A 20,519-nucleotide genomic window follows, 5' to 3' on the forward strand; every position below is an offset into this window, starting at 1 on the left:
AAACAAAGGCCCCGAGCAGCACATCATTATTTCGACGTTTTGTAACAGCCATATTTTTGCTCACGAAGCCAATATATCAGTTAAAGCTGGGTTCGCAGTTAAAAATCCACGAACAAAAGAATCCTCGTGCCGCAGAAGCTCTGGATAGGTTCCATGAGCAAAAACACGTCCTCGATAAAAGAATGCGACTCGTGTGGCTAAACGTTGAACCGCTGGCATATCGTGCGTCACCATCAACACAGTGGATTTTAGTTTTTCTTGCAGATCGATAATCAGATCAACAATCCGAACTGTGTTGATCGGATCTAAGCCTGCGGTAGGTTCATCGTAGAGAACGACTTCGGGATCGGTGGCAATCGCTCGAGCAAGACCTACGCGCTTTTTCATCCCTCCTGAAAGTTCCGAAGGCATTTTATCCATCGATTCTTGTAAACCAACCAGCTCCAACTTATGCTGTACCCGATCTCGAATCTCGCCAGCGGATAAGCCGTGCCCATGAAGCCCGTAAGCCACGTTTTCAAATACCGACATAGAGTCAAAAAGTGCCGCTCCTTGAAAAACCATCGCGATTCGCTTGCGGACCGGCAAGAACTGCTCATCTCGAGTGAACGATGCCAAATCGATCCCATCAAAAAAAATGGATCCGGCATCCGGCTCAATCAAGCCAATCAACATCTTGATCGTGACGGTTTTTCCTGTTCCAGATGGGCCGATAATGCAGAGACGATCCTCTCGCTGAATATCCAGCGAGAAATTCTGGCAAACTACTTGCTGCCCAAAGGCCTTATCAACGTGTTGGTAGGAAATATAGCTCACGGCTACTTTTCCTGCCATACGCAATCACCGACCCTAAAGACAGAGATCCATGGTACCATGCAGTAAAAGAAACCTTCATCAAACGACAAAGTTGCACTAACGCCTGCTTCATCGTAACCGAAATCAGGTAGATTGTAGCGATGCGAATAGTTGAGACTAACGCACTCAAGATTCATCAAACGCGAAGGCAGCGATACTCCAGGCTGCGTCGTATCCAAGGAAATCATGACAACTCCCCCCTCTTCAAGACCTTTTCGAAAAGCGTCCAGTTTTTGCAAACTCGGCCTTTGCTTTTTACCCTGGTCTTTGAACAAGGGAATGACATTCGACATGTTTCAAACCTGAACGCTACGGAATTCTTCGTGCTGCCGATCGAGCTCACACAGCGAAGTTTCTAAAACCTCCCGAATCGACCGATCGAAACGGACCTTTTCAGCGGCCACTTCACGAAGCGCTGTAACCTGTTCGTTGTTTTTGGAAGCATCCACCAAAGAATGGCTCCCTTTCATCAGCTGGCGAGCCCGAGCCGAAGCCAACAAAACAAGTGCAAAACGATTTTCTACGACTTTAAGACAATCTTCAACGGTTACACGGGCCATAAAGACCTCTTGTAGAGGATCTTAACGAACCAGTCTAGGCCTTAAAGCAACTTCCCCGCTTTCTAAAACGACCTCGAAACGAACCGACTTGACCTGATGTTGTTTCATCAGCTCTTCTCGAGCACGATCGAGAGTCTCTGCAAATGTTTCAAAGTCACTGGGTTCGTTTCCAAATTTTTTATGAGCTTCTCGAAATTCTTCGTACAAAGCTCTTAAATTTCTTCCCTCAAAAGCACGCGGTAAGGGTTGAACTTGCCCCAACTCTGGGTGAAAACTATGTGCTTCATGAACCATTTGTCTAGCTACCACGGGTTCGTATCTCAAAGAACGAAAAGACTTGAGACGGTGAATACCAGGGTCAGCATTGTCAGACAAAGTTCCAGCCAATTCATTGAAAGCCTGGATCACCCCAGATAGCGGATCATTCTCTTTCGATGCAAGCCTTCTCTCATACTTGCCGCGAGCTAAATCTCGCAAAGCATCTGTCACCTCATCCGATCGCAGCTCCTGTGTCTTTGGGACAGCCACAACAATCGCGACCAATGCTAACAATGCCCCTAAGTCAACACAAAACCGAGCGATTGCTGCTTGAGGAGCAACTTGAAAAACAATCAAAAAGCCCACACAAGCCGCCAGCATCGAAACGGCTGAAACCCAACCTGTAAAGACTTTTAGATTTTTCATCTTAGCCCCTACTGTACTGAATCTTCGCTAAATAGCCAAGACAGTTGTGTATTTGGGCCTAAGGTATCGATGACGTGCCTGCGAAAAGCCTTCTTGAGTCGATCAGCCAGTTGCCCCATTCTCTGCTTTGAAACGCCAAATCGCTTGCCCAATTCAACCAGATTGAAGGGCTCATGAGCGATCAAATGTTCTTGCCAAATCGCTAAGTCTCTTGGATCACTCAAGCTACGTTCAAAGGTTTCAATCAGCTGATGAATGGTCTTCTGGATTTCTCTTCGCGCAGTCTGTGATTCAGGATTTTCTTCCTGTGAGAAAAGCACTTCATCTTGGATCGCCGAAAGGCTGGTCTCTTTGCTTTCCAGTCGTGCTAATACCGACTCAACTTCAGCCAAATCTTCATTCAGGCGCTCTGCAATTCGTTCCGGCGTGGGCTCTAAGCCTTTCGCAACCAACTCTCTGCGTACCTCCGGGAGTGCAAAATAGATTCTTCTCCCCGAACGCGTATTGCCCGTATGAATCAAGCGAGAGTTGGTCAGCAAAAAACGACTTAATTGCGCCTTCATCCAAAAAACAGCGTAGGTCCCAAATCGAGTATTTTGATCCGGATCCCACTTTGTTGCAGCAATGCTCATCCCGGCTAAAGCTTCCTGAATCAAATCCATTCGACTCGTCCAAGAGCGCCGATATTGATGAGCAATTTTGATCGCAAGGCGCATATTGTGTGAAACAAGCTTCTTGGCTGCTTCTTGATCGCGAACATCTCGCACTCTCAAGCCTAAGGTACGTTCTTCTTCGTCAGAAAGCCTGGAAATACGAGTCGCTTGGCGAACAAAAGTGGCGTAGAGATCACCGCCAGATTCGGCCCCTCGGACCCATTCTCCTTGAGCATTTGGAAGCGCTACGCTAGAACGCTTGATTAATTGATTGGGCTCGTTCTTGGTCTTTGGGTGCGACATAAATTCGGTTAAAGTGTACTGGTTTTTGGTAACGTTGATACAGCTCACTATACTGGTTCAGAGGAACTAAATCTCCGCGCTTGGTTTGAACGTAAAGCGGCTGACTGGAGCCTTCGAAATACTTCGAAATGGCATTTTTGGATTCAGACGCTATAAAGTCAATTGATTGGGAAGCTAATTGATGGCAGATCGCCTGATGTTCTTCCGGGGTTCGTTCGTCTGAGATCAACCGATAGGGCTTTCTTTGCACGATTCGTTCAGCCCATACGTTTTGACTGCTTTTCAAATGCATCCATACGTCGGTATCATCGATCTGAATGAATTTTTCAAGGTCAACCGGAATCACAAACTCATCTGGGCAGTCTTCGAAATAGCGCACAAGCATTTTCTCGAAAATCACAGGCGTATGATGCAGGTAAACACTGGCAAACATATGATAACGAGACAATAGAAAGTCCTCAAAACTATACAATGCTTTTGAGCGAATCCCTAAATAAACCTGATTTTCTTGATAAACGGGTACGAGATTGCTGATCAGCCAATCTGCGTCAAATTTTCCGTAATTCACTCCGCAGTAAAAGCTGTCTCTTTGCAGATAATCCATGCGATCGGCATCGCATTCCGAACTCACCATCTGCTGCAAGATGGGTTGAAAATCGATGCCTCCGATTTTAAAATCGAGCGAAATAATCTCATCCGGGCCGATTTCAGCACACTCAAACTCTTTCCTGAGACAAAGGCTAAAGGAAGAATTTTGAATCAACTGCCGAGTGATGTCTTCGTGATTGTTCCCCGAAGACAAGCGCGATTCCAATGAATGCGAGAGAGGAGTATGCCCCAAGTCGTGCAGCAATACGGCAAGGCGTAGGGCTTGCCGCATCCGCGCTCGTTCTTGAATTTCTACTTCAATCTGAGAAAAAACGTGATCAAAAATACGAGTGGCTAAATGCATCGCGCCCAAGCTATGGCTGTAGCGGGAATGCGTTGCTCCTGGAAAAGCCAAATCAGCAAAGCCTAACTGGCGAATATTTCTCAATCGTTGAAAAGCCGGGTGATCGATCAGGCGAAGTTCACAGGGCTCGATTGGAATAGATCCATGGATGGAGTCGCGAATTTGTACGGACATAGGCTATAGGATCGAACGTCCTTCCTTTTGAGCACGAACACACTCCAGCAACCATTCTCTGAGCCGCTTCTGGTCTCCGGGTGCAAATTTACGAAATGCCGCTCCCATCATCCAAGAGCCCTGCTGGTCTTCTACCCAAACAACTTCAGAAGCCGCTTTAAGAAGCTCAAGTTCTTTTTTGACGGGAATGTACAGGAGAATATTAATCAGGCTCCCCACTTCAAACTCAGTGACGGATTCAAAACTCACGCCTCCAAGAGCTAAATTCCTGGAAGTAGACGTAAAAGATTGCAAGCCCTGCGTAATCTCGACTCGAATCTCAATCGGCGCTCTCAAATGCCGGGTTTTCTTGGTAAGCGCTAATTTAGGTTCGCCAGGAGTCGGGATATCTTTTTTAATAGAAGGCATAGGTTCGTTTAGATTACACCAAATCCTGCCAATACTCAACCTCCTGTCCGGGTTCAAGACATTTAGAGTAACCTACCAAGTCATTCAACAAGCCCGAGCTCCTAATCTAGGGGCTGAGCCGATCTAAAACAGCTCGCGACTCCAAACTTGAAGGCTTTTTTAGCATTCTTTGGAATCATAGTCGGCAAATTTACCGGAAATATGCCGCAATAGTAAACAAGAAACTAAGCTTCTGGTTCTGTTGGCCTCACCAGCTCCGTTCTAAACAAGTCTTTGGAGTTTTCAAGTCCATTCAACGAGCTCTCAGCGATTGATCTCCTCCAGGCTTACAGTGGGCAGACTAGCTCCTGGACATTGCTCCGCTAAGAAATCCAAATACCAATCATGCTCCGATTGTGGATCCAAGATCACTTGCTTCACGCGGTATCGGTAGTCGGATACTTTCTCAAAACGCGTATAAATTGGGAAGCGCGCTTGATGATTGCTCAGAATCCGTTCATGCTGTTCAAAGTATGCGTGCAAAGCTTTCTCATAATCGTATGGGATAATGCTTGCTGCTTCCTCGAAATCTTTACGGCCAAGAGCTCCAACAAGCTGAAGCACAATCGCCCGAACCTCTGCACGGAACTGTTTTTCATTGAACACCCACTGTGGGCGAAGCTCAATCTCAGAAGAGGGCGTTTGTGGGCGAAGCAAATTCTCCCATTCGTTCAGCAAACTGGAATCGGTTTTCAGCACCACGGCTTTTAACAGCGAGGCCACTTCGTTAAAAGAGTCATTCTGATAGGGCTCTGGTATCGTTTGAGTATACGCTTTATAAACCATCGATAAATAGCGTAAGAACACACCCTCACTCCGCTCAAGCCCATACTCTTTGACGTATTCGTTGAATGCGCTTAAATTTTCGATCATCTCGCGCGCAACGGATTTAGGCTGAATGTTGTCACCTTTTAACCAGGGATGCTGATCTTCAAAGGCATTGTAAGTATTATAAATAAAATCTCTCAACGGTTTTGGATGTTCCATTTTTTCAAGTTCGGCCATTCGTTCTTCGTATTCCAATCCTTGCTGCCGCATTTCAGCCAATTTAGCGGATTTAAGCTTATCAACTTGCTTGGTCAAAATGATACGAGGATTCTCGAGGATCGCTTCCGTTAAGCTCAATACGTCTAGGGCATATTCCGGACTATCCGCATCCATCTGTTTCAAAGTATCCAGAAGATAAAGAGACAGGGTGTGATGCAAAGAAAAATCGTGCTGAAGCGTTTCGTTTACCACCAGCCTTCTTCCCGTAAGCCGATTATTCACGAAGGAGACAAGTTTTGCATGAACGAGAGATTTCAGCAAAATCGCGGACTGCTTTCGGAGCTTCGATTTTGATTTCGATGTTTCGTGACACTGAGCAATCATTCGAACCAGCTCACGATAACCGGGATTCGCATTGGATGGATGCCCTTGAAGCAAGGTCATGATCAGTCCATGCGTCACCTGAAAACGAGAAATAAGCGCTTCGGGAGGCTGCTCGATCAATCGCTCAAAGGTCTTTGAGTCCCAATGAACGTAGTTTGCAGTCGGTGCAGACTTCCTAACGATCTTCTTTTTTTGCTTCGCATCCGCACTGAATCGCATTTCTTGTCGCTTATTCTCAATGACGTGCTCAGGAGCTTGGCAAAGCACGCTGCCTTGCTCATCAAAACCTTTGCGTCCAGCTCGACCTGCTATTTGCTTAAAGTCTCGAACACTCAAGATACCTGTCTTGAAGCCATCAAATTTACATAGTTTCGTAAATAGAACGCTTCGTATCGGGATATTTACACCGACCCCAAGAGTATCGGTGCCCATGATAATCTTGAGCAAACCGGTCTGAGCCAGCTTCTCAACGAGAAGTCGGTATTTGGGCAAAATACCCGCGTGATGCAAACCAATGCCATGACTGAGATAGCGCCTCATTTCTTTTCCAAAGGGGGTATCAAAGCGAAATCCCTCAAAGTATGCTTCGATTTGCTTCTTCTCTTCCCGGGAAGAAATGTTGACACTCATCGCGTTTTGCGCCTCGATGGCACATTCGCGCTGAGTAAAATTAACCACGTAAATCGGGTATTTTTTTGAATGGATTAAGTCAGATAAAGTCTCATGAATCGGAGTTTCACGATAAGCATAATCCAATGGAACCGGCCGATCGCTGCTTTTTACAACGATCGTCGGAACCCCATTCAATTCTTCAAGCTCTTGTTGAATCGTTTCAGAATCTCCCAACGTTGCTGACATCAGAAGAAATTTTGTCTTTGACAGGGTTAATAGAGGAATTTGCCAAGCCATTCCTCGTTCTGGATCGGAATAATAGTGAAACTCATCCATCACGACAAAATCCACTCCACAATCGGAACCGAGTCTTAGAGCGAGGTTCGCCAAAATTTCAGCCGTACAGCAAATGATGGGAGCTTCCGAATTCACCGAAGCATCACCGGTCATCATCCCCACACACTCTGGACCAAAAAAATCGCAAAGAGCAAAGAATTTCTCGCTCACGAGTGCTTTGATTGGGCAGGTATAAAAAGATCTCTTTCCTTCTTGCAGCGCTTTGTAATGCGCGGCAAGAGCCACGGTCGACTTCCCAGAACCCGTTGGGGTGCTTAGGATGACATTATGCCCCAAAAATATTTCTAAGATGGCTTCTTCTTGGGCCGGATAAAGTTCGAATCCTGGCTTTTGAATTTTTTCCAAAAAAACATCTAACATAAGCGCGCAAAATAGCATAAAGAGTTAATCCGTGCGCTTTCTATTTTTCGCCATCTTGACTTCAGCTCACGCGGAAATCTTGGACCGTCCTTTGGCCATGGTCAACGGCGAGCCTATCTTGCAGAGCGAAGTGAGCGAGCCAAGTGATCTTGACTCTGCCATTGATTCTGTTTTGATGAACCAAGAACTCAAGAAATCAAGACTAGAGCCGAGTGAACGCGAAATTGAATCTGCGGTTCAAAGTATTCTGAGTCAAAACCGCATAACATTTAGCCATTTTGAGCAAATGTTAAAAGAGAATGGTATGACTTTGCTTCAGTACCGAGAAGTTATCCGAAACTCTCTTAAAAAGCGCAATTTAATTCAAAGTAAAATTAAACCCCGCTTAAGACTGCCCCCTGAAATCCGCGTGGATGCTGATCAGGCAACCTTTTCCTCTCTTGCTGAGGCGAACTTTGCTATTTCCACAAATTCTGTCTTGTTTAGGTCCATTGGAGAAATTAGCCGAAAAGATCTGAAACCAACCTTGGCTCGTGTTGTCTTTGGTTTAAAAGTAGGCCAAATTTCCAGACCTTTACCCACAGAAAATGGATTTGTGGTTTATAAAGTCAGCAAAAGAATCGAAATCCCTCTTGAGAAAATAAACCCTGGACGATACGAACAGGAGATCGAGATGGCTTTTAAGCGACATTTAAAAGAATTACGGGCATCCGCCTATATTGAGAGAAAGTGAGAAGAAATGCGCGTTGCACTCTTTTTTGATGGAAAAAACTTTTACTCAGGCTGGCGAGAAGCCGCACGAGGAAGAAGAATCGATTTTGTTAAACTAGCAGAATGGCTCGTTGAGAAAGCGAAAGGAACCTCTCTTTGGGGAGCGTACTATTACACAGCTATCGACGAAAATGGCTTGACGCTTAATGATGCTCAGAACAAGTTATCCGGTTTCTTGGATATGCTAGAGACCCAACCGGGATTCTTTGTTCACACTTTCAAACGCAAAATCGGTTCTCTCTCTTGCCAAAGTTGCAGCGCAGAGAATCGGTACTTTGTTGAGAAAGAAGTGGATACGAGCATGGTAGCTCATATGGTTCGTTTAGCCGCTACTGATTCTTACGATGTTTTGATTTTGATGTCGGGCGATGCCGACTACGCCCCTGCGATTGATGCGGTCAGAGCCCTTGGGAAACAGGCTTACATCGCTAGCTGGGGAGGAGCGGGTGTCAGCAAGCGCATCCGGAATGTTGCATTTGATCACATCGACATGTTGAATGGAATCTCTCAGTTTGAGCGAGAAGCAAACGAAGACGACCTTTACGCAGACTATTTGGACGCAGACGAGTTCACTACAGAGATTGAGGTCATTACGGGAGACGAATCCATGGATGCGTTTCTAGCAGAGCTCGAACAAGCCCAAAGTAAATTCAGCGGCGGTTATGTTGGACTTGGCTATTTCTTAACTCGATGGCGTTCGACGCATCTGGATACGACTCCTGATGTACGCAGACGCGTACTGGACAAACTCTTGGCAGAAGGTTTTGTTGAAACCTATAATGCACCCGATGGAGCCTTGGCTATTCGAGTTTCGGACCATCTGGAACATGAAGTCTAAGCTCCATCAAACCCATTTGCCATTTAGGGATCCTCCGTCTAAAGTCTCGCTCTTATGCATCGAAAATGGGTATTGTTAGCCTTATGTACCTGGCCGATTTGGGCTGAAACACTCGAAGAACGGGTGGACAGACTCGAAGATAGAATAAACGCTCCTCAAATTCGACAAAACTTATTCAATCCCGGACTCACCGCGTTTGGAAATTTTTTGACTTGCATCGGGTGCCAGAAGCCTTTTGAGCTTCGTGAAATTGAACTCGATATTCGAGCCAGCATTGACCCTTGGGCAGACGGAGTCGCGATCATTGCCTTTGAACCACACGGTTCTCATGAAGCGGTACACATTGAAGAAGGCTATGCCTTACTCAAAAAGCTGCCTGGTCTTGACGAAGCTCCTTGGGGCTTGACTCTCAAAATGGGAAAATACCTCCTTCCATTTGGACGTTTCAATCAGATCCATTTGCACGATCTTCCTCAAATGACTCAACCCAAACCAGTTCAAGCTTTTTTAGGCGATCACGGCTTTTCTCGCCCAGGCATCTCGGCTGAGTTTTTCATACCCACGCCAGGAGAAAACAACTCTCTGCGTCTCAATCTGAATATTTTGGCCAGCAACGGCCTTCCATTCGCTCGCATCAAAAACCAAACCTATCCAGCAGGTTCAGCCAGGCTTGCCTGGTTTTGGGATCTCGCGGCTGAACACGACTTCGAAGTAGGCGCCTCTGCTTACCTCCAGGGACATCCTGAATTCAATCTGCAACCGCTTCAGCTCTACGGGGCAGATGCCTATTATAAGTGGAGGCCCTATCTTCAAGGAGAAAAACGTTCCTTCTTAATCGGCTCCGAGCTCTTCGTTGCGAACGGCGTTCAAGGGAGAAACGGTTACTGGCCTTGGGGAATGTTTATCTGGTCTCAGATGCAAATCAATCAATGGCTGTATCCAGGCATTCGATATAGTTACTTGCAAGGAGCTCAGGTTGACACTCCATCGCACTCTGTGGGCGCTTTTCTCACTTACTACACAACGGAATTTTTGAGACTGCGTGCTGGCTATGAATGGGATAACCATCAACAACACAAAGCTTTATTGGAAATTAATTTTATTTTCGGTTCACATCCCGTAGAACCGTACTGGGTCAATCGATGAAATTTTTTCTTCTTCCTTTTTTAGCGCTGACTTCCATCGCTGCTCCGATGAAAGTTGTAACGACTCTTCCGATACTCAAAAATATGGTGGAAGCCGTTGGCGGCAACCGTGTCACCGTACAAAGCCTCGCAGAGCCAAACCAGGATGCACACTTTGTTCAACCCAAGCCAACGTTCATGAAGAAAGTTCGTCATGCAGACGCTTTCGTTGAAGTGGGTCTTGAGCTCGAACTTTGGGCTCAAAAAGTGATCGATAGCGCTGGGAATCCCAAGCTTCAAATGAGTCAACCAGGCCGAATCATCGCTTCGGCAGGAATCGCTACGCTCGAAATTCCGAGCGTGCTAACAAGACAAATGGGAGATGTACACCCGTATGGAAATCCTCATATCTGGCTAGACCCGATTCGAGTCAAAAAAATGGCCAAGAATATTGCGAACGGTCTTGCTTTGGTAGACCCATCTGGAAAAGCAACCTACGAAGCCAATCTAAAGTTATTCGAGACAAAAATCGATCAATCGATGATCGGCTGGGAGAAAACCGCTCAATCCATCCAAAACAAGAAATTGGTCACTTATCATAGCAGCTGGATTTATTTCGCAAAAAGATTTGGATTCGAAATCGTCGGTCAAATTGAAGATAAGCCCGGCATTCCCCCTTCTCCTAAACACCGTGATGAAATCATCACTTTGATGAACGAAACAGGAACCCGCATTGTTTTGGCAGAATTGTTTTACGATCAAATCCCGAGCCAATACATTGCCAAACGAACGAACGCGAAGCTTGTCCGCGTACCCATCGATGTAGGAGCGATTCCAGAAGCCAAAGACTACTTTGCCCTCATCAGCTACTTGCTTCAGCGGCTTAGTGAGTAGTTGAAGGCAAGTGTCAACGTTGTCATGAACTGAATCTGATCGAAGATTGCCGGATTCAAGATTGCCTTAAGATTCCAATCTAAAGACAGCCAAGGCAGGAATGTCCATTTCAAATCCATGCCGCTGTCAAAGCTTTGCCCATGAGTAGCGGCAAGAGCGTTTTTGGGGGTCTGCCAAACCGAAAACAGATAGTCGAAAGAGAACTCATAAGAGAGCTTCTTCTCCAAGAGATTTCCTCTCAATCGAATCCCGAAGGAGGGACCTATCTCGAAAATAGTATCCAGTTCTCGAACCGGCGTGTTTCCATAGACCACCCCCACTGCCGTTAAGATTTTTTGGCTTTTCGCAAGATTCTCGCGGCTGCTAAAACCGGCTCGAAGCTCTGAATTGGGTGCAAAATGAGGATGGAAACGGTAATAGAAGCCGATATCTTGCTCCAAAATGAGCGGCAAGAACGCTTGTGTCAGAGGAAACGAAAAGGTCCCGGTAGAGGCATTTCCGGTGCTTGTCATGACCTGACTAGGCCTTCCATCAGCATAGACAACCGTATAATCGGTTGCCGTGGTTTCAACATCGTAGCCGGGCAGTAAGCTGGTTCGTAGCTTTGCCGCCACGTAATTCCCTCCCCATGGAGCATAAGCAAATTGATAAGCCGATCGCAACTGCAACAAATCGTTTGACTTGATAAACATCGTTTGAGGTGTGCTTAAAACCCACGCTTCCATCAACGAGAATTCGAAGATCCATTCTTGAGTCCCCTCTTTCCAGAAAACTTGCGTACTTGCTTGGAAACCAGGATGAAACATATTGCCATTCTGCAAACCTAAAAAATTTTGATTGTAATGGTGACTTAAATGAATCCCTAAAGCGAGGTCAAGCTTCCAAGGTATCTGTTTTTCTTCCGCTAAGATGACGCCGGATAGAAACAAAGAAAGAATGAAGAGCTTCCAGTGCATCGCATTAAAAGCATCTTAAAACCCGTTTCTATTTCCCACAAAGAAGCCTAAAACTTGGTGGAGGCGGCGGGAATTGAACCCGCGTCCGAAAAATCGCCCCAAAAAACTTCTACACGCTTAGTCTTTACTTGTTATCACTCCGAACTTAGCCTAAAGACCGGCGGTTCATCGCGCTCTTGGTTATCTCCTCGCCATTCTTTAAACCCCAAGAAAAAAAGAAAGGCCAGCCTGATCGGTGCATCGACCCTCACCGCTCAGACGAGGCAGCAAGGCGATGGAGCTTCCTATCGGTTATTAAGCGAAGGCAGCTACGGATGCAACATTATTGTTGGCATTTTTGTTTTTTTGAGCCTTTTTGACGCGGTGACTCAAACCCACGGCGTGCTATTTTTCGTTCTTATCCTCCGTCGAAACCATATCGCCCCCAAGAGGCTCCACTTCCCCAAGGTACCTCAATCGCTCTGCTTTAGCAAGCTTCGACGCTTCCGTATCTGGATAAGATTCGACAATGTTCTTTAATCGGGCTCGCACCGCATTCCATTTTTGACGCTTGGCATAATGACGCGCAATGGCCAAGTCACGCTGAGCCAATTGTTCTCGAATACCCATTTGCATACGCTCAGCCTCACCCGCGTATTGACCTTCAGGATATTGGCTTAGGTAGCGTCGAATCGCGTCCAGCGCTTCTTGCGTGGCAGTTTGATCTTTGAGATAGCTCTTTGGAAAAAGAAAGAAATTCTTAGGAACGGCTTTGTAATAGCACTGTGCCACTTGGAACCAAGCGTAAGGATTCATTTCATGACGTGGATGAAATCGAAGATAGAAATCGTAAGCATCGGCCGCTTCCAGCCATTTCTCCTGTGAAAAATAGGTATCCGCTAGGCGCAGATCACTCAGTGCCGCGTATTGGGAATAAGGGTACTTGCTGCGAACTTCTTCAAAGCCTCGAATCGCTTCTTCGTAGGATTCGTTTGCCAGGGCCTTCTCAGCTTGCTCATAGCAGATCTTGGCATTATCCAGATAAACATCGGATTTTTGAGCCAGCTTACCGGTGGCACAAGACATCAAAAGCAGCGGTAAAAAAAGACGAAAAACAAACATGAGAATCGAATTCTTAAAGACGAAACCAACCTTGGTCAATGGCCAAGCAGCTCAAGAGCACTCCTAAGCCCAAGCAAGCCAATAAAGCATCCATCAAAATCGCTATCAGGAAAGGCCAAAAAAACCGCTTTGCAGTGACGATAATTGTTTCAATTTGAGCAAAATAAATACGATAAAATCGATATGTAATCGTTTCTAAATATCGATTAATCAAAAAGAATAAAAAAATTGAGCCAGCGCAAGAAAAGACACTGATTGCAATTCCAAGATTGATTGGGTAAGGTAGCTGATCATCTAATATGCCCACTGCCACTGAAATTGCAACCGCGTTGATACAGAGCATTAAAGTTAGCATTCCACTTAAGAAACTCGAACGAATTTTTCCAACCTCTGAAGCCGTAACATTATGCAAATATTCCATATTAATAAAATATCATATGAATAATTTAAAATTACATACAATAACATTTCTTTTATTAGCCACCGCATCCCGTGCTCAATATTACGACTATGCTTACAGCCAATACGCTCAGGATATTTTGTCCGCTAATACCACCGAAAGTTATCATTCAGAGCGCTTAAAAGCGTATCAAAGAGTCGTTTTTCAAGGTCTTCTGCCCCTGGCCATTGGCTACGGCACCTATCGATTGCATAAGACCCTCTTTTGCCGAAACCCCTTGCCGCCTCAAGCACCGCTCAGAAATCCCCTACCCATCGGAGGCTTTGCCTTCTTCTTGACGAGTGTTTTCTCGGGCCTCATCCAACGCACGCTAGAGCCTTATGCGCAAGAGCTTCAGGAACCCGTTTCTGGGTTCATGCAATGCATTCGGAATCTCATCCTAAGACCCTCTGATCAAACCTTAACGAGTCTTGAACTTCGGTATATTGAAAAAAAACCATTTCTCACCCCCGAAGCCCAAAACACCCTTATTTCTCATTTTCTAAGCCTCCGAACCAACTATCGTCCCGTATTCTCTGCTGGCTTGGAAGCAAACAAAGATCGCGAAATCAAAACCATCGAGCAACTCTTAGACTTACCCACTCAAACGCGATCTATTTCAATCAACGAATCTGAGTTTCAAAACACATTCCAAGACTACGAACCCATGGGAACAGGGATTGCCTTTTCAGAATTGAAGCGATTTTGCAGAATGATGGAACTCTCAAGTCATCATCAAAATCCTCGATTAAAGAATGCGCTTTACCTTCACGGGCCACCTGGCGTTGGGAAAACCGAAGTGGCTCGAAAACTGGCTGCAACGCTCAAGATGCCGCTCATCAAAGTAAACTTAGGCGAAATAAGAGAGATTGGCGATTTCAAGGGAGTCGCTTGTGAATTTGCCTCTGACACACGATGCCATCCGGGCTTGCTTGCGCATCAAATAATCCGCCAAGCTCGGGAAGGATATCCTTACCAAAACATGCTTCTTTTCTTTGATGAAGCGGATCACACTTTAAATCGAATTCGAGAAGAAGAATCCCACGAACTGGTCTCACTGATGCTGAACCTCCTGGAAGGAAAGACCAGCTCCTTAGAAAATCCATTTTTTAGAGCCTCCATCGATGTAGGACATCTTGGCTTTATCTTGGCCGGTAATCGGCTGTTAAGAAGCAGCGCCTTGAACAATAGGCTCAATCTCATTGAGTTTGGAAACTACAGCCTACAATACCGAATAAAGGCAGGGAGAGACATCTTCCTCTTGGAGGCATTAAAGCCCTATCAAAATTTAATCAACTTGGACAATTTTACGTCGTCGGACTTTGAGAACATTGACAACATTGCGAAGAGGGAGCATAAGCTACTCGAAATGTCCGGGACCGATCCGGGTTTTCGAGGACAAAGACAGCAAATTGAGCGCTATGTTTATACGAAGGCACAAAATATATGTGACTAGACCAGCCGGGTGCCTGAGTTGAGTTTCTTTATTGCACAACGGGTATTTTTCGATGTCTCTATTTTCACTTTCTCTTACGTTTGCACTCATTCTTCATCCGACGGGGCATCAACTTCTCACTCTCAATAAAATATTCGAATCGTACTTGAAGTCAAAAAGGTTGAGGTATTTTGCTCAAGAGATGGCTCTGACGCTCATCATGCTGATTATTTTTCATTACATCGGCGTCCTGCTTCAGAATAGTCTCCACATCGGATTGCCGACCATTCGGATCGCCGCAGGCGTGATCTTGTTTGTGATTTCGTTGAAAATGATTTTTCCGGATACTTTTCGTCGAACGGCTCACGAATTGGAAGCACCTCATTTCCTTGTTCCTGTAGCGTCTCCTATCTTAGCTGGCCCCATGATTCTAACAACGATCATGGTTTATTCAAGCGGCGAAGCGCCAATTCTCGTCATCCCAGCGATTCTAGTCGCTTGGACCATCGTTTCTCTTTCTCTGGTCTTATGTTGGAAAAATCGCTCCCTAATCCATCCCAAACTTGTGACGGCTTATGAACAACTCATCGGTCTGGTGATCATGATGCTTTCTGTTGAAATGTTTCTGAAGGGAATCAGGCTTTTATGGAATTGATCAGCGATATTTTCATGTACGCTCTTCCTTTGTTTATCTTGCTGGATCCTTTTGGGACCGTCGGCATTCTCAGTTCTTTCTTAAAAAATTACCAGCATCGCACTCAGCTTCGCATTATCTTTTTTGAGTCGATCATCGCGCTCATCATTATGCTTGGAGCCTTGTTGTGCGGCGAATACATCTTGAGAATACTGCATATCTCACATGCCGCCCTTCAGCTGTCTGGAGGAGTCGTATTTTCACTCTTCGCCCTGCAATTGCTATTTCCTCACTTCAAACTCATTACACTCAATCCGACGGAACGTCCTTTTATTAGCCCGATAGCCGTTCCTTTGATCGCGAGCCCTTCTTTGCTGGCTACCATCACCATTTTTTCGCAAAAAGAGATCAGCTTTGGGATTCTTGTGGGAGCGATCGTGTTGGCTTGGGGAGCTGGGACGCTGATTCTTCTTCAAGCTCCTCTGCTGGTTCGCCTGTTGAAGAATTCCGGCCTTCGGTTTTTGGAAGAAATGTCCGGCATCCTTTGCTTGCTGGTCGCCGTGCAAATGTTCATCGATGGAATACTGTCTTTCTTAGGGCACTCGCACTAGCGAACGCGATCGCCGGGTTCTGCATCGGGAGCGAGAACCAGCCGAGGTACGCCTTCCCCTGCGGCACAAATCATTCCCTCGCTGAGGCCAAATTTCATTTTCCGAGGTGCAAGGTTGGCAACCAGCAGCACTTTTTGCCCAATCAAGTCTTCCGGTTGAACGCTGGGTCTCAGGCCCGAAAAAACATGCCGTTGACCAAGAGGGCCCACATCCAAAGTCACCGAAATCAATTTATCAGAGCCTTCAACGGACTTTGCTTTGAGGACTCGAGCCACACGAAGATCAATCTTCATGAAGTCATCGATCCCAATCGGAGTATTTTCAGGAATTTTCGGAGCTTGTTCTTCTATCATAGCATTCACCTTTTTCAAATCCAAGCGCTCAAAAAGGCGTTCATATTCACCGATCGGCTTCAAAGCAAGCGGTAAACAGACGTTCTTAAAGTCGAATGGTTCGAGTCCTAGAATCGCTTCGGTCTTTTGGGCCAGCTTGGGTAAGATGGGTTTTAGAAGACCGACGCATACCTTGCCGGCCCACAACGCTGTCGTCAAGGCTTCATGGGCTTCTTGAACACCACACTTTTGAGTATCCCAGGGACTACGGTCTTGAAGGTATCGATTGGCTCGATCTGCGATGCTAACCACTGTTCGGACCACTTGCGCTGTATCTCGAGCTCGATAAGAGTTCTCAATGCCGGCCACCAAAGGCAAGACCTCTGCAACAAAATCTTGATTCAGAGACCCTGGAATTCCTTGAAATCCACGATGCAAAAGAGGCACTGTTCGACTCAGTAAATTCACGATTTTATTGACTAAATCGGCATTGACTCGAGCCACAAAATCTTCGAGATGAAAGTCGATGTCTTCCACTCGATCCGATAGCTTGCAAGCAAAGTAGTAACGCAAAGCCTCGGGTTCCACGGCTTCAGCGAATTTATCGGCCAAAATAAAAGTCCCTCTGGACTTAGACATTTTTTCCCCATTCACGGTCAGCATACCATGCACCGCAATTTGAGAAGGCAGCTGGTACCCTGCTCCCATCAGCAATGCAGGCCAAAACAGAGTGTGAAAATAGACAATGTCTTTACCAATGAAATGAATGATCTGAGCGTCTTCACCGGGATGCGTCCAACAGCTCAGCTCGCCTGCTGATTCGGCTAAACTCACATAACCAATCGGTGCGTCAAGCCAAACATAAAAATATTTTTCTGCTTCACCAGGGATCTGAAACCCAAAATAAGGAGCATCTCTGGAAATATCCCAGTCTCTGAGGCCTTCATCAAACCAAAGTTTAAGCGAATTCTGAATTTCGGGTTGCAAAACACCAGGTCGAGAAATCCAAGCCTTCAACAAGTCTGCGTATCGCCCAAGCTCGAAAAAAAAGTGCCGACTCGTCTTAAGAATAGGCGTCTCTTTTGTCAGAACACTCTTGGGACGAATTAGTTCCGTGGGTCGATAGGTTGCCCCACAGCGCTCACACGAGTCGCCATATTGATCGGGAGACGAACACTTAGGGCACTCGCCTCGAATGAATCGATCCGGCAAAAACCGGTTTGCTTGAGGGTCAAAAAGCTGATCCACGTCACGGACTGCAATATCTCCCCTCGCCACAAGAGCTTCGTAAATTCGAATGGCATGTTGTTCATTCAAAGCCGTATGAGTCGAACCATAACCTGCATCGAAAATAACTCCAAAACGCTCTAAGGTTTTTTCTTGAATTTCTTGCCATTCTCGGACATAGACTTCGGGACTTTTGCCCGCTTTCTGGGCGTTGATCTCAATCGGAGTACCGTGTGAGTCGGCACCACACACGCAGCTCACATCTTCTCCCGCCATCTTCAAAGCTCGCACAAAAACACTGACTTGAATGTGTTCCAGTAAATGCCCCAAATGCAGAGGCCCATTCGCGTAGGGAAGAGCTGGAGTAACCAGGTATTTCATTGGTGGGCGCAACAGGATTCGAACCTGTGACTTCTACCGTGTGAAGGTAACACTCTACCGCTGAGTTATGCGCCCCAAATCGCCAGATGCTTGTCTGCAAAACAGGCGACTTTCTGTCAATACGGGTTGGCTTAGACAGATCCAGGAAATTTGCCGGCCTTTGTCTCCCCGCCGAGCCGAAAAGTAAGTCTCTGGATTTGAAAAAGTACACCTGTTGACAATCGAATCAACCCGAATACCCAAATCTTGCATTTGGAGCAGGAGCCATTGCTGAAGATCCAAATAGTTGCGATTATCCAGTCCTGTTTTCACACACACGGCAGGAGCCTGGCGGGCGACTTCAGCCCCCACTTCGTAAACATCTGCCCCAATACAAGGTCCAATCTGAGCAGAACAGTCCGAGGCCTCTAATCCAAGCTCCTGGCAAATGGCTTGAACAGATTTGCGTACAATATGAGCCGCAACGCCTCTCCAACCGGCGTGGATCGCACAAACAAATTCTTGTTGATTCCCCCAGACAAATACAGGAACACAATCTGCGGTCCGAACTCCTATTTTGCGATTCTGAACCGTTGTCCACAATGCGTCTCCTTCGATCTTTGAGACTTCTTCGATTGAACTCGACTCATGGACTCTCCATAGCCGATCTCCGTGAACTTGGTTCAGCAGAAAAACATCCGACATCCATTCGTGACGATTTTGAAACTTCATCAACATAAAAGTTCTCTTAGATTGCTCAAAAGGTTTTTATCGATATGAATATTCTGCCATGTGACATCCAACGCCTGAAAACCTCGAGTACACGCCAGCATTTCCAATCCAGCTCGCAAAAGCCCCAGAAGTCGAGCGAGGTCGCCGATGCAATGAAGCGTTGGAAATTCCAATGCGAAACAAAACTCCCCAGGACTCTGCCCCAGCTCAATATGCATCACTCTCAACTGCAAAGCTTCCGATAATTTGGCACTCGACAATAGGTATTCACTGAAAACCGTCATTGTTTTTAGAGGATTCTCATCCAACTCAAAAGCCGATCCGCTTGTTGGATCGTCTCTTACTAAGCGATACCTTAGCGTAAAGATTCGATTTCTGAATTGGATCGGAAGATCAACTAAATTTTGTTGAGACTGGTGAAACGCAAACGCCACAGGAGATGAGAATTCCTCAAATGAAAGTGCCTCTCCGAAAGCACTCCAATTCGGGTCTGTTGAACAATACCAACATTTTAAGTGATCCGAAGCGTGAAAACCGCACCATAAAGTCAAAGTCATGCTTCTTCTTGTCTGTCTCTTTTGAGCTTTCAAAGCAAGTGGAACCCAAATTGCATTGCGCAAAAATGCACCAGTGCTACAAAGAGGCACCTTGAGCCAAAATCGCAACCTAGAAATCCACAGCAAAATTGACACACCCGATGGAACAGGACTCTTTGCCAGGCTTATCCGGATGCCCTCTGCCAAGAATCATATCCCGATTATTTTGAATGATGGGCTCGGCTGCAATGGCTTTATTTGGAAGCATTTTATTGAATACTTCAAAGCGCAACATCCCATCATCCATTGGCACTATCGAGGCCATGGGCACTCCGATACACCAGAACAGATTCAGAACATCGGCATGGAGCATGCTGGACGGGATCTTGAACTCATTTTAGATCATTTTGGGTACGATGAGGCAATTTTGTGCGGCCATTCCATGGGCGTTCAAGTTGCCTTAGAAGCCTATCGAAACCGTCCGGATCGATACCCAAGGCTCATCCTGATGTGTGGAAGTTACGAATACCCGCTTTTACACTGGCATAATTCACCGATCCGTCATCGCCGTCCAACTTGGCTCAATCAGATGATTTCAGCCGGTTTCCCTAGAATATTTCCACTGATTCAGAAATACCACTTTGTATGGCAATCGCTTTGGTCGCTCTTGCTCAGCACAGACCTTCCTTACCAAATCGCGATGTATTTTGAAGTGAATCGAAAAAGAATCGAAAAGGAAGATTTTTTACCTTACTTTAAGCATCTCAGCAGCATGCCCATTGAAGTCTTCGTACAGATGCTCAAGAGCTATTCGGAGCATAGCGCCCGAGCAGTCTTGGAACAAATCGACAAACCGACCCTCATTATATCCGGTGGCCAAGATACCTTCTGCCCTCATTGGATATTAGAGGATCTCCATCGCACTGTCGAGAATAGCGAACTACTCTACATTCCAGATGGCACTCATTGCGCCCCCATTGAGCATCCGGAGCTCATTCATTTGCGGACGGAGAAATTTTTACGGCCTCTTCATTCTCGTCGCTCAGATAGCACGATCGACGCTTACACTGCGATTCGCTAGAACTGCGCACGATCCACAATCCCCTAAGCACATGTTCGTCTGGCCCCATCACTTCAAGCAGATTAAATCAGTCGGTCTCGGATTTTGGTCTTCGGGTCTATATGTACCCAATCCTACCAG

22 protein-coding genes, 1 tRNA gene and 1 other RNA gene are annotated in these 20,519 nt (G+C 46.1%); 8 read left to right on the forward strand and 16 right to left on the reverse strand.

Features of this window, described 5'->3' with window-relative positions:
- Positions 1 to 60 precede the first annotated feature (60 nt).
- The 8 genes from I8H75_03300 to I8H75_03335 form a co-directional block, all read right to left on the reverse strand.
- A complete protein-coding gene (locus I8H75_03300; protein ID MBH2006356.1) occupies positions 61 to 834 on the reverse strand; it encodes an ATP-binding cassette domain-containing protein in 774 nt (257 codons plus the stop codon).
- Positions 819 to 1,148 (reverse strand): hypothetical protein, encoded by a 330-nt coding sequence (locus tag I8H75_03305; protein MBH2006357.1) that lies wholly within the window; start codon positions 1,146 to 1,148, stop codon positions 819 to 821. Before I8H75_03305 ends, I8H75_03300 begins: the two co-directional genes overlap by 16 nt.
- A gap of 3 nt (positions 1,149 to 1,151) precedes the next feature.
- Entirely contained in the window at positions 1,152 to 1,415 is a 264-nt protein-coding gene (locus I8H75_03310; GenBank protein MBH2006358.1) for a DNA-directed RNA polymerase subunit omega, read from the reverse strand.
- Between the two features lie 21 nt (positions 1,416 to 1,436).
- A complete protein-coding gene (locus I8H75_03315) occupies positions 1,437 to 2,099 on the reverse strand; it encodes a hypothetical protein (protein MBH2006359.1) in 663 nt (220 codons plus the stop codon).
- Between the two features lie 8 nt (positions 2,100 to 2,107).
- Positions 2,108 to 3,055 (reverse strand): sigma-70 family RNA polymerase sigma factor, encoded by a 948-nt coding sequence (locus I8H75_03320; protein ID MBH2006360.1) that lies wholly within the window; start codon positions 3,053 to 3,055, stop codon positions 2,108 to 2,110.
- The gene (locus tag I8H75_03325) at positions 3,003 to 4,181 is read right to left on the reverse strand and encodes an HD domain-containing protein (protein MBH2006361.1); all 1,179 of its coding nucleotides are present in this window, start codon (positions 4,179 to 4,181) and stop codon (positions 3,003 to 3,005) included. The genes I8H75_03320 and I8H75_03325 overlap by 53 nt, the downstream gene beginning before the upstream one ends.
- Positions 4,182 to 4,184: 3 nt before the next feature.
- Positions 4,185 to 4,589 (reverse strand): PilZ domain-containing protein, encoded by a 405-nt coding sequence (locus tag I8H75_03330; GenBank protein ID MBH2006362.1) that lies wholly within the window; start codon positions 4,587 to 4,589, stop codon positions 4,185 to 4,187.
- 303 nt (positions 4,590 to 4,892) lie between these two features.
- Positions 4,893 to 7,328 carry a DUF3516 domain-containing protein gene (locus I8H75_03335; protein ID MBH2006363.1) on the reverse strand — a complete coding sequence of 812 codons (2,436 nt, stop codon included), beginning with the start codon at positions 7,326 to 7,328 and terminating at the stop codon, positions 4,893 to 4,895.
- Positions 7,329 to 7,359: 31 nt separating this feature from the next.
- Between I8H75_03335 and I8H75_03340 the strand changes: the two genes are divergently transcribed.
- Genes I8H75_03340 through I8H75_03355 form a run of 4 tightly spaced genes read left to right on the forward strand, consistent with a single transcriptional unit; the run spans position 7,360 to position 10,955 of the window.
- Complete coding sequence (locus I8H75_03340; protein MBH2006364.1) at positions 7,360 to 8,061, forward strand: SurA N-terminal domain-containing protein; 702 nt, start codon at positions 7,360 to 7,362, stop codon at positions 8,059 to 8,061.
- Positions 8,062 to 8,067: 6 nt separating this feature from the next.
- On the forward strand, positions 8,068 to 8,937 hold the full coding sequence (locus I8H75_03345) for an NYN domain-containing protein (GenBank protein ID MBH2006365.1): 870 nt from the start codon (positions 8,068 to 8,070) through the stop codon (positions 8,935 to 8,937).
- A gap of 54 nt (positions 8,938 to 8,991) precedes the next feature.
- On the forward strand, positions 8,992 to 10,083 hold the full coding sequence (locus I8H75_03350; GenBank protein ID MBH2006366.1) for a hypothetical protein: 1,092 nt from the start codon (positions 8,992 to 8,994) through the stop codon (positions 10,081 to 10,083).
- Complete coding sequence (locus I8H75_03355; GenBank protein ID MBH2006367.1) at positions 10,080 to 10,955, forward strand: zinc ABC transporter substrate-binding protein; 876 nt, start codon at positions 10,080 to 10,082, stop codon at positions 10,953 to 10,955. The genes I8H75_03350 and I8H75_03355 overlap by 4 nt, the downstream gene beginning before the upstream one ends.
- On the opposite strand, the gene I8H75_03360 is transcribed toward I8H75_03355, so the two are convergent.
- The 4 genes from I8H75_03360 to I8H75_03375 form a co-directional block, all read right to left on the reverse strand.
- Complete coding sequence (locus I8H75_03360; protein ID MBH2006368.1) at positions 10,937 to 11,911, reverse strand: hypothetical protein; 975 nt, start codon at positions 11,909 to 11,911, stop codon at positions 10,937 to 10,939. The genes I8H75_03355 and I8H75_03360 overlap by 19 nt on opposite strands.
- Positions 11,912 to 11,966: 55 nt before the next feature.
- Positions 11,967 to 12,337, reverse strand: a transfer-messenger RNA (tmRNA) gene (gene ssrA / locus I8H75_03365).
- Positions 12,296 to 13,012 carry an outer membrane protein assembly factor BamD gene (bamD, locus tag I8H75_03370; GenBank protein MBH2006369.1) on the reverse strand — a complete coding sequence of 239 codons (717 nt, stop codon included), beginning with the start codon at positions 13,010 to 13,012 and terminating at the stop codon, positions 12,296 to 12,298. The genes ssrA and bamD overlap by 42 nt, the downstream gene beginning before the upstream one ends.
- A 13-nt stretch (positions 13,013 to 13,025) precedes the next feature.
- Complete coding sequence (locus tag I8H75_03375) at positions 13,026 to 13,433, reverse strand: hypothetical protein (GenBank protein MBH2006370.1); 408 nt, start codon at positions 13,431 to 13,433, stop codon at positions 13,026 to 13,028.
- A gap of 16 nt (positions 13,434 to 13,449) precedes the next feature.
- Here I8H75_03375 and I8H75_03380 point away from each other — a divergent pair, with 16 nt between their 5' ends.
- From I8H75_03380 to I8H75_03390, 3 genes are read left to right on the forward strand one after another with little or no spacing between them, the layout of a single operon-like run.
- Positions 13,450 to 14,907: an AAA family ATPase gene (locus I8H75_03380; GenBank protein MBH2006371.1), complete on the forward strand. Its 1,458-nt coding sequence runs from the start codon at positions 13,450 to 13,452 to the stop codon at positions 14,905 to 14,907.
- A gap of 52 nt (positions 14,908 to 14,959) precedes the next feature.
- Positions 14,960 to 15,541, forward strand: coding sequence for a MarC family protein (locus tag I8H75_03385; protein ID MBH2006372.1), 582 nt, complete (start codon positions 14,960 to 14,962; stop codon positions 15,539 to 15,541).
- Complete coding sequence (locus I8H75_03390) at positions 15,532 to 16,131, forward strand: MarC family protein (protein ID MBH2006373.1); 600 nt, start codon at positions 15,532 to 15,534, stop codon at positions 16,129 to 16,131. Before I8H75_03385 ends, I8H75_03390 begins: the two co-directional genes overlap by 10 nt.
- Here I8H75_03390 and metG read toward each other — a convergent pair.
- The 4 genes from metG to I8H75_03410 form a co-directional block, all read right to left on the reverse strand.
- Positions 16,128 to 18,071 carry a methionine--tRNA ligase gene (metG, locus tag I8H75_03395; GenBank protein ID MBH2006374.1) on the reverse strand — a complete coding sequence of 648 codons (1,944 nt, stop codon included), beginning with the start codon at positions 18,069 to 18,071 and terminating at the stop codon, positions 16,128 to 16,130. The two genes, I8H75_03390 and metG, sit on opposite strands and share 4 nt — an antisense overlap.
- Positions 18,072 to 18,146, reverse strand: a tRNA-Val gene (locus I8H75_03400).
- Complete coding sequence (locus I8H75_03405; protein ID MBH2006375.1) at positions 18,126 to 18,782, reverse strand: polyphenol oxidase family protein; 657 nt, start codon at positions 18,780 to 18,782, stop codon at positions 18,126 to 18,128. The genes I8H75_03400 and I8H75_03405 overlap by 21 nt, the downstream gene beginning before the upstream one ends.
- Entirely contained in the window at positions 18,782 to 19,339 is a 558-nt protein-coding gene (locus I8H75_03410) for a hypothetical protein (protein MBH2006376.1), read from the reverse strand. Before I8H75_03410 ends, I8H75_03405 begins: the two co-directional genes overlap by 1 nt.
- A 91-nt stretch (positions 19,340 to 19,430) precedes the next feature.
- Here I8H75_03410 and I8H75_03415 point away from each other — a divergent pair, with 91 nt between their 5' ends.
- The gene (locus I8H75_03415) at positions 19,431 to 20,399 is read left to right on the forward strand and encodes an alpha/beta hydrolase (protein MBH2006377.1); all 969 of its coding nucleotides are present in this window, start codon (positions 19,431 to 19,433) and stop codon (positions 20,397 to 20,399) included.
- Positions 20,400 to 20,519: the final 120 nt, after the last annotated feature.

The sequence above is a fragment of the Myxococcaceae bacterium genome (assembly GCA_016000045.1).
In the GTDB taxonomy this organism is placed as follows: Bacteria; Myxococcota; UBA727; order UBA727; family JABDBI01; genus AER2-1.

Excerpts from the sequence above, each read along its gene's own strand:
- I8H75_03300 (MBH2006356.1), bottom strand. The coding sequence starts at position 834 with ATGGCAGGAAAAGTAGCCGTGAGCTATATTTCCTACCAACACGTTGAT.
- I8H75_03305 (MBH2006357.1), bottom strand. The coding sequence starts at position 1,148 with ATGTCGAATGTCATTCCCTTGTTCAAAGACCAGGGTAAAAAGCAAAGG.
- I8H75_03310 (MBH2006358.1), bottom strand. The coding sequence starts at position 1,415 with ATGGCCCGTGTAACCGTTGAAGATTGTCTTAAAGTCGTAGAAAATCGT.
- I8H75_03315 (MBH2006359.1), bottom strand. The coding sequence starts at position 2,099 with ATGAAAAATCTAAAAGTCTTTACAGGTTGGGTTTCAGCCGTTTCGATG.
- I8H75_03320 (MBH2006360.1), bottom strand. The coding sequence starts at position 3,055 with ATGTCGCACCCAAAGACCAAGAACGAGCCCAATCAATTAATCAAGCGT.
- I8H75_03325 (MBH2006361.1), bottom strand. The coding sequence starts at position 4,181 with ATGTCCGTACAAATTCGCGACTCCATCCATGGATCTATTCCAATCGAG.
- I8H75_03330 (MBH2006362.1), bottom strand. The coding sequence starts at position 4,589 with ATGCCTTCTATTAAAAAAGATATCCCGACTCCTGGCGAACCTAAATTA.
- I8H75_03335 (MBH2006363.1), bottom strand. The coding sequence starts at position 7,328 with ATGTTAGATGTTTTTTTGGAAAAAATTCAAAAGCCAGGATTCGAACTT.
- I8H75_03345 (MBH2006365.1), top strand. The coding sequence starts at position 8,068 with ATGCGCGTTGCACTCTTTTTTGATGGAAAAAACTTTTACTCAGGCTGG.
- I8H75_03350 (MBH2006366.1), top strand. The coding sequence starts at position 8,992 with ATGCATCGAAAATGGGTATTGTTAGCCTTATGTACCTGGCCGATTTGG.
- I8H75_03355 (MBH2006367.1), top strand. The coding sequence starts at position 10,080 with ATGAAATTTTTTCTTCTTCCTTTTTTAGCGCTGACTTCCATCGCTGCT.
- I8H75_03360 (MBH2006368.1), bottom strand. The coding sequence starts at position 11,911 with ATGCACTGGAAGCTCTTCATTCTTTCTTTGTTTCTATCCGGCGTCATC.
- bamD (MBH2006369.1), bottom strand. The coding sequence starts at position 13,012 with ATGTTTGTTTTTCGTCTTTTTTTACCGCTGCTTTTGATGTCTTGTGCC.
- I8H75_03375 (MBH2006370.1), bottom strand. The coding sequence starts at position 13,433 with ATGGAATATTTGCATAATGTTACGGCTTCAGAGGTTGGAAAAATTCGT.
- I8H75_03380 (MBH2006371.1), top strand. The coding sequence starts at position 13,450 with ATGAATAATTTAAAATTACATACAATAACATTTCTTTTATTAGCCACC.
- I8H75_03385 (MBH2006372.1), top strand. The coding sequence starts at position 14,960 with ATGTCTCTATTTTCACTTTCTCTTACGTTTGCACTCATTCTTCATCCG.
- I8H75_03390 (MBH2006373.1), top strand. The coding sequence starts at position 15,532 with ATGGAATTGATCAGCGATATTTTCATGTACGCTCTTCCTTTGTTTATC.
- metG (MBH2006374.1), bottom strand. The coding sequence starts at position 18,071 with ATGAAATACCTGGTTACTCCAGCTCTTCCCTACGCGAATGGGCCTCTG.
- I8H75_03405 (MBH2006375.1), bottom strand. The coding sequence starts at position 18,782 with ATGAAGTTTCAAAATCGTCACGAATGGATGTCGGATGTTTTTCTGCTG.
- I8H75_03410 (MBH2006376.1), bottom strand. The coding sequence starts at position 19,339 with ATGACTTTGACTTTATGGTGCGGTTTTCACGCTTCGGATCACTTAAAA.